Annotated in this window: 13 protein-coding genes and 1 rRNA gene; 13 read left to right on the top strand and 1 reads right to left on the bottom strand. The window is 64.8% G+C overall.

What is annotated here, in order from left to right; translation table 11 throughout:
* The first annotated feature begins 87 nt into the window (after positions 1-87).
* Positions 88-204: ribosomal RNA gene (gene rrf, locus Q2T94_RS00740) — 5S ribosomal RNA — on the top strand.
* 662 nt (positions 205-866) lie between these two features.
* On the opposite strand, the gene Q2T94_RS00735 is transcribed toward rrf, so the two are convergent.
* A complete protein-coding gene (locus Q2T94_RS00735; RefSeq protein WP_302262504.1) occupies positions 867-1,934 on the bottom strand; it encodes a hypothetical protein in 1,068 nt (355 codons plus the stop codon).
* A gap of 168 nt (positions 1,935-2,102) precedes the next feature.
* Between Q2T94_RS00735 and Q2T94_RS00730 the strand changes: the two genes are divergently transcribed.
* The 12 genes from Q2T94_RS00730 to Q2T94_RS00675 all read left to right on the top strand — a co-directional run bounded on the left by Q2T94_RS00730 (position 2,103) and on the right by Q2T94_RS00675 (position 13,785).
* Positions 2,103-2,906: a tetratricopeptide repeat protein gene (locus tag Q2T94_RS00730; protein WP_302262503.1), complete on the top strand. Its 804-nt coding sequence runs from the start codon at positions 2,103-2,105 to the stop codon at positions 2,904-2,906.
* Between the two features lie 15 nt (positions 2,907-2,921).
* Positions 2,922-3,914 (top strand): HAD-IIA family hydrolase, encoded by a 993-nt coding sequence (locus Q2T94_RS00725; protein ID WP_264270788.1) that lies wholly within the window; start codon positions 2,922-2,924, stop codon positions 3,912-3,914.
* Positions 3,915-3,928: 14 nt separating this feature from the next.
* Positions 3,929-4,147, top strand: a complete 219-nt coding sequence (locus Q2T94_RS00720; RefSeq protein WP_264270787.1) for a hypothetical protein — start codon at positions 3,929-3,931, stop codon at positions 4,145-4,147.
* Entirely contained in the window at positions 4,144-4,950 is an 807-nt protein-coding gene (locus Q2T94_RS00715) for a TlyA family RNA methyltransferase (RefSeq protein ID WP_264270786.1), read from the top strand. The genes Q2T94_RS00720 and Q2T94_RS00715 overlap by 4 nt, the downstream gene beginning before the upstream one ends.
* A 54-nt stretch (positions 4,951-5,004) precedes the next feature.
* Entirely contained in the window at positions 5,005-6,039 is a 1,035-nt protein-coding gene (locus Q2T94_RS00710; RefSeq protein ID WP_264270785.1) for an NAD kinase, read from the top strand.
* On the top strand, positions 6,036-7,769 hold the full coding sequence (recN, locus tag Q2T94_RS00705; protein ID WP_264270784.1) for a DNA repair protein RecN: 1,734 nt from the start codon (positions 6,036-6,038) through the stop codon (positions 7,767-7,769). The genes Q2T94_RS00710 and recN overlap by 4 nt, the downstream gene beginning before the upstream one ends.
* A gap of 86 nt (positions 7,770-7,855) precedes the next feature.
* Entirely contained in the window at positions 7,856-9,544 is a 1,689-nt protein-coding gene (gene pyrG, locus Q2T94_RS00700) for a CTP synthase (RefSeq protein WP_302262502.1), read from the top strand.
* Positions 9,545-9,548: 4 nt separating this feature from the next.
* A complete protein-coding gene (locus Q2T94_RS00695; RefSeq protein ID WP_264270782.1) occupies positions 9,549-10,214 on the top strand; it encodes an NUDIX domain-containing protein in 666 nt (221 codons plus the stop codon).
* Positions 10,215-10,367: 153 nt separating this feature from the next.
* The gene (xerD, locus tag Q2T94_RS00690; RefSeq protein ID WP_302263329.1) at positions 10,368-11,294 is read left to right on the top strand and encodes a site-specific tyrosine recombinase XerD; all 927 of its coding nucleotides are present in this window, start codon (positions 10,368-10,370) and stop codon (positions 11,292-11,294) included.
* A gap of 18 nt (positions 11,295-11,312) precedes the next feature.
* Positions 11,313-11,876, top strand: coding sequence for an 8-oxo-dGTP diphosphatase (locus Q2T94_RS00685; RefSeq protein ID WP_302262501.1), 564 nt, complete (start codon positions 11,313-11,315; stop codon positions 11,874-11,876).
* A 39-nt stretch (positions 11,877-11,915) separates the two neighbouring features.
* Positions 11,916-12,434 (top strand): RNA polymerase sigma factor, encoded by a 519-nt coding sequence (locus tag Q2T94_RS00680; protein ID WP_302262500.1) that lies wholly within the window; start codon positions 11,916-11,918, stop codon positions 12,432-12,434.
* A complete protein-coding gene (locus tag Q2T94_RS00675) occupies positions 12,421-13,785 on the top strand; it encodes a hypothetical protein (RefSeq protein WP_302262498.1) in 1,365 nt (454 codons plus the stop codon). Before Q2T94_RS00680 ends, Q2T94_RS00675 begins: the two co-directional genes overlap by 14 nt.
* The last annotated feature ends 16 nt before the right edge of the window (positions 13,786-13,801 follow it).

The following is a 13,801-nucleotide window of genomic DNA, read 5'->3' as shown; positions in this document are numbered from 1 at the left end:
TCGCGGAACAACAACAACCATAACTATCATGGTCGTAACCCACAGATTCACCACACCCAAACCAGCTTTGGGTGGCGGTAACAGAGTTACGGCGGTCATAGCGTGGGGGAAACGCCCGGTCCCATACCGAACCCGGAAGCTAAGACCCACTGCGCCGATGGTACTGCACTCGGGAGGGTGTGGGAGAGTAGGTCACCGCCGGACACAACGTCCCGAAACCCCCAAGCCCCACCGGCTTGGGGGTTTCGATGCTTAACCACCACACCACCAAAAACCAAACTTTTAGTAGCGGGAATGGCGTGGACGCTAGAAAAACTGCCCATTCTGCATCCAAGAATTCCACGTCGGGCGTCCTTCAATGTATTTGTGCAGCAGCCTCGATAAAATTCGCGGTTTTCATGATGTCATCGTCATGCCAATCGAGCGAATCGACGAGTTGGAGGTGCAGAAGAAGGTTCGCGACTTGGAAATGTGCGGCTGCTTGAATTGGTCCCGTCTTCGACACGTCGCTCTACTCGAAGCAGGTTAGCTCCATGCCGAGTGAACTAATTCGTGGGATTGAAATTGCTCGCCGGCGATTCGAGATCTTGAGTCCAATCGGATTGGCCTGATGATCCACGGGAGTTGTCGAGATTCTGCCGTAGTATTGATCAGTTGCGTTGCGCACTATTGGTTCAAATCACGAAGGCGACTCGGTACGCTCGACTAAGATAGATGCAGGCGTTCAATGCCCTGGTGAGGGCAAAAAGATTTTAGTGTGGGCTTCCGTGAGATGCGGAGGTCCACTGGTTCATGCGTGGGGTCCAAAACTGAAGACCCTTTTGAGAGGAACACATCTAGTGTCAAACGAAAACAAGGGCTTCGGGTCAAAGGACAACCGCGACCGAAATGGTTCTAAGCCGAACAACAGCGACGGCTTCCGCCGGGGTGGCGATGACCGCCGTGAAGGTGGCTTCAAGCCTCGCGAAGACCGTGGTGGATTCCGTGGCGGCGATGACCGCCGTGAAGGTGGTTTCAAGCCCCGTGAAGATCGTGGTGGCTTCAAGCCCCGCGAAGACCGTGGTGGATTCCGTGGCGGCGACGATCGCCGTGAAGGTGGCTTCAAGCCCCGTGAAGACCGTGGCGGCTTCAAGCCCCGCGAAGATCGCGGTGGCTTCAAGCCTCGTGAAGACCGTGGCGGCTTCAAGCCCCGCGAAGATCGCGGTGGATTCCGTGGCGGCGATGACCGTCGTGAAGGCGGTTTCAAGCCTCGCGAAGATCGCGGTGGATTCCGTGGCGGCGATGACCGTCGTGAAGGCGGCTTCAAGCCCCGCGAAGACCGCGGTGGATTCCGTGGCGGCGACGATCGCCGTGAAGGTGGCTTCAAGCCCCGTGAAGATCGCGGTGGCTTCAAGCCCCGCGAAGACCGTGGTGGATTCCGTGGCGGCGACGATCGCCGTGAAGGTGGCTTCAAGCCCCGTGAAGACCGTGGTGGATTCCGTGGCGGCGATGACCGTCGCGAAGGCGGTTTCAAGCCCCGTGAAGACCGTGGTGGATTCCGTGGCGGCGATGACCGTCGCGAAGGCGGTTTCAAGCCCCGTGAAGACCGTGGTGGATTCCGTGGCGGCGATGACCGTCGCGAAGGCGGTTTCAAGCCCCGCGAAGACCGCGGTGGATTCCGTGGCGGCGATGACCGTCGCGAAGGTGGCTTCAAGCCCCGTGAAGACCGTGGTGGATTCAAGCCCCGTGAAGACCGTCGTGAAGGTGGCTTCAAGCCCCGTGAAGATCGCGGTGGATTCAAGCCTCGCGAAGACCGTCGTGAAGGCGGTTTCAAGCCCCGTGAAGATCGCGGTGGATTCAAGCCTCGCGAAGACCGTGGTGGATTCAAGCCCCGCAACGAAGCCAGCACTGCTGACCTCGAAGCGCTGCGCGACGAAGAGAACCGCCGCGCCCACAACCCGGCCGACCTTCGCAGCTCCAACAGCCCGGAACGCGGACGCTCACCGGAAATTGATGACGATGTAACCGGCAAGGAACTGGACCGCATTACCCGCGCGGAACTGCGTTACCTTGACGACGTCAACAACGAATGGGTATCCAAGCACCTGGTCATGGCCGGTCGCTTGATCGATATCGATCCGCAGTTGGCGTATGAGCACACCATCGCAGCTTCCCGTCGTGGCGGCCGCGTTGCCGTTGTTCGTGAAGCAGTTGGTCTGGCCGCTTACGCTGCCGGTGAGTTTGCCGAAGCATTGCGTGAATTCCGTACCCACCGTCGCATCAGCGGCAACAACCTGCACCTGCCCCTGATCGCCGATTCCGAACGTGGAATTGGTCGTCCGGAAAAGGCGCTGGAAATTGCCCACAGCGAGGTCATCGAGACACTGGATACCAACGGCAAGGTCGAAATGGCCATGGTCGCTTCCGGTGCCCAGAACGACTTGGGTAACCTCGACGCAGCCTTGGCTGAACTTGAGATCCCGCAGCTGGACATGAACCGCGCGTTTAGCTACAGCCCGCGCCTCTTCTCGGCCTACGCAGACGCCTTGGAAAACCTGGGCCGCATCGAAGAAGCGTCGACCTGGCGCAAGCAGATCTCCGTGGCCGAGGAAGCCCTGGGCACCGGCGAGTTCGCCGAACCGGATATCATCGACCTCGGCGAAGACGACGAAACCGATGCACGCCGCCCGCGCGCCCGCGATCTCGTCGAGTCGGAGACCCCTTCCTCGGAAGACGGCGACGAATCCTCGGAAGAAGCCGTAGAAGAAGGTCTCTCTGACGAAGACGCCGTCGACGTTGTCGATGCGTCCTCGCTGGAGGAAGTGGCCGAGGAATCGAACCCGGAACTCGATGACGAGGCCCCGGCCGTCACCGAGGCCAACGGAACGTCCCCGGTTATCGACCAGGACGAAAACGACGAAAAGTAGGAATTCGATCCATCCATGCTGATTACAGGTTTTGACGCGCTGCTCGCCGATCTCGACGGCGTCGTCTATGCCGGCAACGGTGCAATTCCCAAGGCCATTGAGGCCCTGAATCGATTGCAGGAACATTCGGTGGTCCTGGCGTATGTCACGAACAACGCTTCAAGGTCCCCGGGTGCCGTTGCCGCACACCTGAATCAACTTGGCGCTCCCGCGTCGGCCGAGCAAGTCTTTGGCTCGGCCGACGCGGGGGCTGAACTCCTGGCCAAGGAACTTCCCCGGGGCGCCAAGGTCCTGGTGGTGGGCAGCGCCCACCTGCGCGATTGCGTCAGCTCCTTCGGAATGGAAATCGTCTCCAGCCACCACGATGGCCCCCAGGGTGTCATCCAGGGCTTCGACCCCGCCGTCGGCTGGAAGGACCTGGCCGAAGCTGCATTCGCGATTAATGGCGGTGCCATTTGGGTCGCCACGAATACCGACCTGACCATACCGCGGGCCGAGGGCATAGCCCCGGGCAACGGTGCCCTGGTCGAGGCCGTCGCAGCCGCCACCAAGACCAAGCCGCTGGTGGCGGGCAAGCCCGAGCCACTGCTCTTCCGCCGCGCGGCCGAAACTTTCCAGGCCACCCGACCGCTGGTGGTGGGTGACCGGCTCGATACGGACATCCTGGGCGGAAACAACGCCGCATTCAACACCGCGCTGGTGCTTACCGGAGTCGACACGGTGCGCACGGCCCTGGCCGCCCGCACTGCCGAACGCCCCGATTATCTCCTGGCCGACCTCTCCGGGCTCTACGAGCCTTACCCGGTTGTCGAGGTCACCGGGTTCGGCGTCCGTTGCGGATCCGCCATGGCCTCGGTCAACGGCGACACGATCACCATCGACGGCGATGAAGCCGACCTGGATTCCTGGCGTGCGGCATGCGCGGCCTGGTGGCTAGCCCACCCGCGGCAGGAACACGCCGTGGAACCTAGGCTGAGCTTTTCCCAAATCGTCGGCATCAAGCCATAGGCTCGATGGTGATGATGAGCAGCAACCACACCCCACTTCCCAACATCGGCCCCGGCGCAGCGGTCCCCGGGCCACGCCCGGGCGCCCCCTCGGATTCACGCGCATCGACGACAGACCTCGAAGTCCTGGAAACCCTGGCATCCACCCCCGTTGCCGAACACCTGGCCATCTTCGAGGACCTGCTGGCCTCGTTGACCGCCGACCTGGATGCCACCTCGCAGGAGCAGGCATGAGCCGCCTCGACCAGGAACTGGTCACCCGGTCCCTGGCCCGTTCGCGCACCGACGCCGCCCGGCTGATCGCCGACCAGCGCGTGCGTGTCGACGGCATGATTGCCACGAAGGCCGCCAAGAACGTTGCCGAGACCTCGGCCATCACCGTCCAGGCCGCCGCGGGCGAGGAATTCGTGAGTCGCGCCGGGCACAAGCTGGCCGGTGCACTGGCTGAGTTTTCACACATCGAGGTCGCCGGGAAACGTTGCCTTGACGCCGGGGCTTCGACCGGCGGATTCACCGACGTGCTGCTGCGCCGCGGTGCTGACCATGTCGAGGCCGTCGACGTGGGACACGGCCAGCTCGTCCCCGAGCTGCGGACGGACGCCCGCGTCCACGTCCACGAGGGCATGAACGTCCGCTACCTGGATCCCGCGGACATCGGCGGAACCGTGTCCCTGGTCGTGGCCGACCTGTCCTTTATCTCGCTGACCATGGTCTTGAATGCCCTGGCCAGGGCCACGGAGCCCGACGGCGACCTGGTCCTCATGGTCAAGCCGCAATTCGAGATCGGCCGCGAGCAGCTGTCCCGCACCGGGGTGGTCAGCAGCCCGACCCAGCGGCGCAAGGCGGTGGACGCCGTGATGTCCTGCGCGCACGACTCCGGACTGGCCGTGAAGGGGCTGGCCCGCAGCCCGCTCCCGGGCCAGGACGGCAACGTCGAATTCTTTCTGTGGCTGCGCAAGGACTCCGGACACAATCCGGAGGCTTTTGCACATCCCCGCGTCGGGACCGACGCCTGGCCGGACGTTGACTATTCTTAGACTGGCGGCATCTGAATCGATGTCCTAACCTTCGGTCCGCCGAGGAAGGAACTCATGCGCAGGATTTTGGTCCTCACCCACACCGGACGAAACGATGCCCTGTTAGCAGCCGTGGACACCTGTTCCCGGCTGCGGGATGCCGGACTCATCCCGGTGATGCGGCGCCTGGAAATGCAGGCAGTGCGCAACACCGCGGAGGGCGAGGACCTCGAGGTTGAGATCCTCGACGAAGACACCAGCCTCGAGAACATCGACCTGGGCGTTGTGCTGGGCGGCGACGGCAGCGTGCTGCGGGCCGCCGAACTGGTCCGCAACGCCGGGGTCCCGCTGCTCGGGGTCAACCTGGGGCACGTAGGGTTCCTGGCGGAAAGCGAACGCACAGCCCTGCAGGAAACCGTGCAGTGGATCGTGGAGAGCCGCTTCACCGTCGAGGAACGCATGACCATCGACGTGCAGGTCTGGCTGGACAACCGCCGGATCGCGCACACTTGGGCGTTGAACGAGGCAGCCATCGAAAAGGCAAACCGCGAACGCATGATCGAAGTGGTCATGGAGGTCGACGGCCGCCCGCTAAGCACCTTCGGCTGTGACGGCGTGGTCATGGCCACCCCCACGGGTTCCACCGCCTATGCGTTTTCCGCCGGGGGACCGGTGGTCTGGCCCGAGGTCGAGGCGCTGGTGATGGTGCCGATCAGTGCCCACGCGCTCTTCGCCAAGCCGCTGGTCGTGGCCCCCACCTCCGTCCTGGCCATTGAGATCCTGACCCGCACCGATGCCGGGGCCGTGCTCTGGTGCGACGGCCGGCGCTCCATCGAGCTGCCGCCGGGCGCCCGAATCGAAGTCACCCGCTCCACCAAGCCGGTGCGCCTGGCGCGGGTGAACCAGACCCCGTTCTCCGAGCGGCTGGTCAACAAGTTCGAACTACCCATCCACGGCTGGCGGGGTCCGGTGGAACCCGGCGAACGCGAGACCGCCACGACCGCGCTGCCCGTCATCACCCCGGCGATGCAGGTCATCGAGCCGCGCCACCACGCGCCCAAGCCCGAACCGGAAACCCTCGCGGACAAAGACCATCGGAGGCAACTGTGATACAGGAAATACGCATCAGCGACCTGGGTGTCATCTCCCAGGCAACCTTGCCGCTGGGCCCGGGATTCAGCGTCGTCACCGGCGAAACCGGTGCCGGCAAGACCATGGTCATCACCGCGCTCGGGCTGCTGCTCGGACGCCGCGCCGACGCCGGGGCCGTGCGCCACGGCGCCAAGCAGGCAGTGGCGGATGCGACGCTTGTGCTGCCCGCCGCCAGCAAGGTCCTTGACCGTGCCGAGGAAGCAGGTGCCCTGGTCGAACGCTATGAGGACCAGGCCGAACTGATCATCACCCGCACCCTGTCCGCCGAGGGACGCAGCCGCGCCTCCGTGGGCGGACGTGCGGCCCCGGTGGGAGTACTCGTGGAACTGGGCGAGGACCTGATCGCCATCCACGGACAGACCGACCAGCTGCGGCTCAAGGGAGCCGCGGCGCAGCGCGCCTCGCTGGACAAGTTTGCCGGCGCCCCGCTGGCCAAGCTGTTGGCCACCTACCAGGAGACCTTCGACAAGTGGGGCGGTGCCACCGCAGAGCTTGAGGAGCTCGTAGCGGCATCCCGCGAACGCATCCGCGAGGCCGAGTCGCTGCAGTCGGCCCTGGAGGAAATCGACGCCGTCGACCCGCAGCCCGCCGAAGACGTGGACCTGAAGCACCAGTCGCTGAAGCTTTCAAACATTGAGGCGTTGCGTTCCAACGCCAACCTCGCCCACGAGTCGCTCAACAGCGAGGACTATGAGGCTCCCAGCGTCATCTCCCTGGTGGAGATCGCCAGGCATGCCCTGGAGCAGGTCGCCGCCGACGACGCGGACATCAAGTCCCTCTCCGAGCGACTCAACGAGATCGGCATCCTTGCGGCAGAGGTGTCGACCGACCTGGCCGCCTACCTCTCCGACCTGGACACTGAGGGTCCAGAGCAGCTTGCTGCGCTCGAGGAACGCCGCGCCGACCTGAACCGGCTGATCCGCAAGTATGCGCCCGACATCGACGAGGTAATCGCCTGGGCCAACAACTCTCGCGCGCGTCTGGCCGAGATCCAGGGTGACGACGGCCGCATCGAGGAGCTGCGTGCCGAAACCGAGGCGCTGCGCCTTGAGGTCGCGGACCTGGCTGCCAAGCTCTCGAAGCTGCGTGCCAAGGCGGCCAAGGACCTGGCAGCCCGGGTCACCGCCGAGCTCGCGGCCCTCGCCATGCCCGACGCGAAGTTCGTGGTCGAGCTTGAGAAGCTCGCCGAACCCAACCGCTTCGGCATCGATGCGATCACCATGCTGCTGCAGCCCCACGCCGGGTCCTCCCCGCGGCCGCTGGGCAAGGGGGCCTCGGGCGGCGAGCTCTCCCGGGTGATGCTGGCCATCGAGGTGGTGTTGGCAGCCGTGGACCCCGTTCCGACGTTCGTCTTCGACGAGGTGGACGCCGGTGTCGGCGGCAAGGCGGCCGTCGAGATCGGCAAGCGCCTGGCCATGCTGGCCAAGCACGTCCAGGTGATAGTTGTCACCCACCTGCCGCAGGTGGCAGCCTACGCCGACCGGCATGTCCGGGTCATCAAATCCTCAAATGCCAAGGCCGCCGACGGTGCGGGATTCACCGCCAGCGACGTGGTGCTCCTGGACGAAGCCGAGCGCGTGCGCGAATTGGCGCGGATGCTGGCCGGCCAGGAAGACTCCAGCACAGCCCAGGCCCATGCCGAGGAACTGCTCGGGGAGGCGCAGCTGCTTGTGAGTTCGCTTTCCTGAACCCCGGATTCCGCCTGCCGCTTCCGGCAAGGCTGTAGAGTCTTTCCCAACCGTCCAACAACGAAAAGGTGATAGGGTAGAACCCCGTGGTGCAACGTAATCTTTCTCGTGATTCCCGGTCGTCTGAAACGACAAAGCATATCTTCGTCACTGGTGGCGTGGCCTCGTCCCTCGGAAAGGGATTGACGGCTTCCAGCCTCGGTCACCTTCTTCGCGCACGTGGTCTCTCCGTCACCATGCAGAAGCTAGACCCGTATCTCAATGTGGATCCGGGCACAATGAACCCCTTCCAGCACGGTGAAGTCTTTGTCACCGATGACGGCGCAGAAACCGATCTCGACATCGGACACTACGAGCGCTTCCTGGACGAAAACCTCACCGGCATGGCCAACGTGACAACCGGCCAGGTCTACTCCGAGGTCATCGAGAAGGAACGCCGCGGCGACTATCTCGGCGACACGGTGCAGGTCATCCCGCACATCACCGACGAAATCAAGCGCCGCATGCGCCTGCCGGCCACCGAACCGGGCAAGGGCAAGAAGGCCCCCGACGTGATCATCACCGAAATCGGCGGCACCGTTGGCGACATCGAGTCCCAGCCGTTCCTCGAATCGGCACGCCAAGTCCGCCAGGACATAGGCCGCGGCAACGTCTTCTTCGTCCACGTCTCCCTGGTGCCCTACATCGGCCCCAGCCAGGAACTGAAGACCAAGCCGACCCAGCACTCGGTGGCGGCGCTGCGCTCCATCGGCATCCAGCCCGACGCCCTGGTGATCCGCTCCGACCGGGATATCCCGGACGAGATGCGCGTGAAGATCGGCCGCACCTGCGACGTCGATCCGGAAGCAGTGATCAACTGCGCCGACGCTCCGAGCATCTACGACATCCCCGTCGTGCTGCATGCACAGGGCCTGGACGCGTACATCGTCCAGCACCTGGGCATGAAGTTCAAGGACGTGAACTGGACCAAGTGGAACAGGCTCCTTGACGCCGTCCACAACCCCAAGCACCACCTGGAAATTGCGCTGGTGGGCAAGTACATCGACCTGCCCGACGCCTACCTCTCGGTCACCGAGGCGCTGCGCGCCGGCGGCTTCGCCAACAAGGCCAAGGTCCAGATCCGCTGGGTTCCCTCCGACGACTGCTCCACCACCGAAGGCGCCAAGAAGGCCCTGGCCGGCGTTGACGCGATCTGTGTTCCCGGAGGCTTCGGCATCCGCGGGCTCGAGGGCAAGCTCGGCGCGCTGAAGTTTGCCCGCGAAACCGGCCTGCCGACCCTGGGCCTGTGCCTGGGCCTGCAGTCGATGGTCATCGAGTACGCACGGAACGTCGTGGGACTCGCAGACGCCTCGTCCACCGAGTTCGAACCGAATTCCACGCACCCGGTCATCGCGACGATGGCTGAGCAGCTGCACATTGTCGACGGCAAGGGCGACCTGGGCGGCACCATGCGCCTGGGCCTCTACGACGCGACCCTCACCGAGGGTTCCGTGATCGCCGAGACCTACGGCAAGACCTCCGTCGCCGAACGCCACCGCCACCGCTACGAGGTCAACAACGCCTACCGCGCCCAGATCGCGGAGGCTGGCTTGGTCTTCTCCGGCACTTCGCCGGACGGCAAGCTGGTCGAGTTCGTGGAATTGCCCAAGGACGTGCACCCGTACTACGTCTCCACGCAGGCCCACCCGGAGCTCTCCAGCCGTCCCACCCGCCCGCACCCGCTCTTTGCAGGACTGGTCAAGGCCGGGTTGGCACACCAGAAGGCCGGCAAGTAACACCATGGGAACAACAGACGGCGAGGCGCTGGGCGATTCGTTCAGCCCTCGCCGCCTGCTTAAGTCCGAGACCGTCTACGACGGGCGCATCTGGGACGTAGTGCAGGACACCTTTGAATTCGCGCCCGATGCCGCACCGCTGGTCCGGGACTACATCGACCACCCTGGGGCCGTTGCGGTGCTGGTGCTCAACGATGCCGACGAGGTGCTGATGATCAACCAGTACCGCCACCCGGTGCGCATGAACCTGTGGGAAATCCCCGCCGGGCTCATGGACATCGAGGACGAGGCGCCGCACCTTGCCGCCGCACGCGAACTTGCCGAGGAAGCCGACCTGGTCGCCGAGGACTGGGCCGTCCTGGTCGACCTGTTCCTTTCCCCCGGATCATCCTCGGAGGCGATCCGCATCTATCTGGCCCGCAGTGCCCACCCGGTCCCCGAGCATGAACGCCACGAACGCACCGACGAGGAAGCCGACATGGAACTTGCCTGGGTTCCCCTGGACGAAGCCGTTGCCGGTGTCCTGGGCGGGCGGATCCACAACCCTTCCGCAGTTGCAGGCCTATTGGCGGCCGTCGCGGCACGCGCGGACGGATACACATCGCTGCGCCCGGTTGACACCTCGTTTGAAGCCCACCCGCGACTGCGCTCCAACGAGCCAAGGCTCTAGGGGAGCGGCGAAATGTCTTCCGACACGATTGGGCCGGCCACGATCCGGTTGACCCCTGTCGGTTCGGTCCCGGCCACCATCCGGCTGACACCCGTCGAGCCGGCACCTGCCGCTCCGCCGGCACCTGCCGGACCAGACCCGGCAACTTTGCCCATGGGCAAGCACCTGGCGACCTACCTGCAGCATCTGGCCGTGGAACGCGGCATGGCCAAGAACACCGTCAGCGCCTATCGCCGGGACCTGTACCGCTACGTTTCCTTTCTGCACACCCAGGATGTGCACGAACCGTCCCAGGTGACCCTGGGTCACCTGACCTCCTTCGCGCAGGCCGTGCGCGACGGTGCCGACGGAGCTGCGCCCCTGAGCGCACGCTCGGCGGCGCGTACCATCGTCGCGGTGCGCGGAGTGCACAAGTTCTGGGAACTTGAGGGGCTGGCACCCACCAACCCCGCCGTCGACCTGCACCCGCCGGCACCCGGGCGCCGCCTGCCCAAGGCCATCAGCGTCGAGCAGGTGACCGCGATCCTGGATTCGGTCTCCATCGAGACGTCCGCGGGCCTGCGCGACAAGGCCATCCTCGAATTCCTCTACTCCACCGGCGCCCGCATCTCGGAGGCAGTGGGCCTGGATGTCGATGACCTGCACCTGGAACGCCCGGCCAGCGGGCCGGCGGTGGTGCGGCTCTTCGGCAAGGGTTCGAAGGAACGCATCGTGCCGCTGGGCTCCTACGCCATTGACGCACTGAACGCATACCTGGTCCGGGGGCGCCCCGAGCTCGTGGCAAAGGGCAAAGGCACTGCCGCCCTCTTCCTAAACCAGCGCGGCGGACGGCTCTCGCGCCAATCCGCCTGGTCGGTGCTCACCAAGGCAGCAGAACGGGCGGGCATCGAACAAGACGTCTCCCCGCACACCCTGCGCCATTCCTTCGCCACCCACCTGCTCGAGGGCGGGGCCGACGTTCGCGTGGTCCAAGAGCTGCTGGGCCACGCCTCGGTGACCACGACCCAGGTCTACACGCTGGTCACGGCCGATACGCTGCGTGAAATCTACGCGGCAGCCCACCCGCGGGCCCACAACTAGGGAAAAGAGCTGCCAGCCATGGAGCACGCATCGACGCAAACCCCCACCCGGGTCGTGTTGTGCCTGCCCGTGGAGCACGGACCAAACGGCACCCAGGTGCTGCTGGGGCTGAAACAGTGCGGGTTCGGTGCCGGACGGGTGGTTGCCCCGGGCGGAAAGATCGAGCCGGGGGAGAGCCCCGAGGCCGCCGCGGTGCGCGAACTGGTCGAGGAAACCTCGCTGGTCGCCGACATTGCTTCGCTGCTGCCCGCAGCCCGGGTCTACTTCCGCTTCCCCGCGAACCCCGCCGCTGACATGGACTGCACCATCTACCTCACCTCGGCTTTCACCGGCATGGCCAGGCCCTCGGCGGAACTTGCCCCGGAATGGCATCCGGTGGAGAACCTGCCGTTGGAACGGATGTGGGACGATTCGGCTCTGTGGCTGGGGCGGATCCTGTCGGGTGAACGTTTCGACGCCCTGGTGCGTCTTGCCGCCGACAACGAATCGGTGGACGGCTTTTCCACCTTCAACTGGCCGGGACATGGAATTCCCGCCGCTGATGCAACCGAAGCCGACTACCCGGACATTACCCAGGCATAGGGGAGCATCCGACATTGGGTGCCGTGAGGGAGGGAACCCGTGGAAGCGAGAACCGCGTTGCACGTGGAAGAACTGCACCGACAATACTCCCAGCGCGTTTACGGATACGTGTACCGGCGCACCAGCGATGTGCAGTCCGCCCAGCAGATCACCAACGACGTTTTCCGCATCGCCTGGCAGCACCAGAAGGAGCCGTCGGAAGATGTGTTGCCGTGGCTCCTGGTGACAGCGCGGAACCTGGTCGCCAATGAATACAGGGCACAACGCCGCCAACGCAGCCTCGTCGAGAAGCTGGGCAGCAGTGAACTGGCCCGCCGCCCGCAGCCGGAGAACGATCCCGGTGCCGCGGTCCGCGAAGTCCTGAACACCTTGCGCCCGCAGGAACGCGAAATCCTCATGCTCGCCTATTGGGATTCACTGAGCCTGGCTGAAATCGCGGCCATTCTCGATTGCTCGCCCGACTCGGCCAAGTCCCGGCTTTTCAGGGCGCGCAAGGCCTTTTCGAAGAAGGCACCGAACCAGATGTTGAAGGGTGGAAGCTCAAATGGACAACATTGAACAGCTCCTGCGAGACGCCGACCCGCGCATGCGCCGGGACTCCGCCGGGCCCCTTCCCCTGGACCTGGAAGAACCACGCCCGGTCTTTACCCAGCAAAAGGTGCGCGAAACACCCAAGCAGCGGCGCTCCTGGCGCCCCGTGGCAGTGGGCGGGATGCTCACCGCCGCAGCCGTGGCCGCGGTGATCGTCTGGTCACCGTGGAACGCCCCGCTTCCGGACCCGCTACCGGCCATAACACCCACGCCAAGCCCCACGGCCCCCGTGCCGTCGGAAACCGGCGCGGCCGATCCGACCTCACAACCGGAATCATTGCAGTTGCCCAACGAACTGTTCCCCGCCTACGACGGCGCGCACTTCGCCGACGACGAGGCCTGCAGTGCCCTGTCGCTGCCCGAGATGCAGTTCGCCGACGGCAACGGCAAGCTCAGCAATCCGGGACTGGATGCCGAATCCTTCTCGCTCATTGGTTGCCTGGAGGGATTCGCGGCCTTCACGCCATCGGATCGGTATCGCACCGAGCTTAACGTCGACGACGTTTCCGGTGGCATGCTAATAGCCAAGTGGGATCCCGACGCGGGACGCTGGGTGAGTTCGCCCCTGAAGATCGCCGAGGACGGCGTGGAGGTGCACCAAGAACACCTCAGCTGGCCCCTGCTGCGTGGGTACACCTACGAAGCGGATGAAACGCCCGAGAAACGCATGGACCGGGCCATCAAGGACCAGGAAATACCCCGGCAGGTCGCCGCGACGCTCTTCGGGCCGAACGTGCCTTCGTGGATGGAAGCCGAGAACGGGGCCGAACGCGTCGCCTACGGCAACTCCGTCCTGGAAGTCACCCACCCGTCATGGAGCATGTACGAAAACATGCGCGACGAGGACGGCAAGGCCATGGATCCCGCCACGGCGGATCCACGGGACGCGGCAACCTACCAGTTGATGTTCTTCGATGCGCACGGCAAGGCCGTCTTCAACCTCGGCCTCTTCCCCGACGACCGTCCCGGCCAGGACGGTTCCGAAAGCTGCGGCGACCCGGAGGGGACCTACACGCTGCATGGCTTGAACCCCACCTCCGTGGAGGTCGACGAGGGGAAGCTGGGCCTGGGTCTGGTCACCCAGACCGACGTCTTCGGGATCGAGCGATCCGTGGTCTCGCTGGTCCCGGTCGACAGCGCCACGGAGGGCAAGCTCTGCGACCTGGCCACCGCCTTCCACTACCAAGGCAAGATGGTCCAATCGGACGCCTGGACCGGACCCATGGGGTTCAAGAACGCGGCCGAGCGCGACGCTTACCTGGAATCCAGCGAGTACCTGCGGGCCATCGAGGTTGCCGAGTCGTTGAGACTCACGTAGGCACAGGCACGAACAA

Origin of the sequence: Paeniglutamicibacter sulfureus (genome assembly GCF_030512175.1) — a bacterium.
In the GTDB taxonomy this organism is placed as follows: Bacteria; Actinomycetota; Actinomycetes; order Actinomycetales; family Micrococcaceae; genus Paeniglutamicibacter; species Paeniglutamicibacter sulfureus.
The sequence above is the reverse complement of the archived record's forward strand: the minus strand, read 5'-3'. Positions and strand labels throughout refer to the sequence as shown.

What these genes read in the sequence shown, in the direction of transcription:
- Q2T94_RS00725 (WP_264270788.1), top strand. Translation starts at nt 2,922, where the DNA reads ATGCTGATTACAGGTTTTGACGCGCTGCTCGCCGATCTCGACGGCGTC.
- Q2T94_RS00720 (WP_264270787.1), top strand. Translation starts at nt 3,929, where the DNA reads ATGAGCAGCAACCACACCCCACTTCCCAACATCGGCCCCGGCGCAGCG.
- Q2T94_RS00715 (WP_264270786.1), top strand. Translation starts at nt 4,144, where the DNA reads ATGAGCCGCCTCGACCAGGAACTGGTCACCCGGTCCCTGGCCCGTTCG.
- Q2T94_RS00710 (WP_264270785.1), top strand. Translation starts at nt 5,005, where the DNA reads ATGCGCAGGATTTTGGTCCTCACCCACACCGGACGAAACGATGCCCTG.
- Q2T94_RS00695 (WP_264270782.1), top strand. Translation starts at nt 9,549, where the DNA reads ATGGGAACAACAGACGGCGAGGCGCTGGGCGATTCGTTCAGCCCTCGC.
- xerD (WP_302263329.1), top strand. Translation starts at nt 10,368, where the DNA reads ATGGGCAAGCACCTGGCGACCTACCTGCAGCATCTGGCCGTGGAACGC.
- Q2T94_RS00685 (WP_302262501.1), top strand. Translation starts at nt 11,313, where the DNA reads ATGGAGCACGCATCGACGCAAACCCCCACCCGGGTCGTGTTGTGCCTG.
- Q2T94_RS00675 (WP_302262498.1), top strand. Translation starts at nt 12,421, where the DNA reads ATGGACAACATTGAACAGCTCCTGCGAGACGCCGACCCGCGCATGCGC.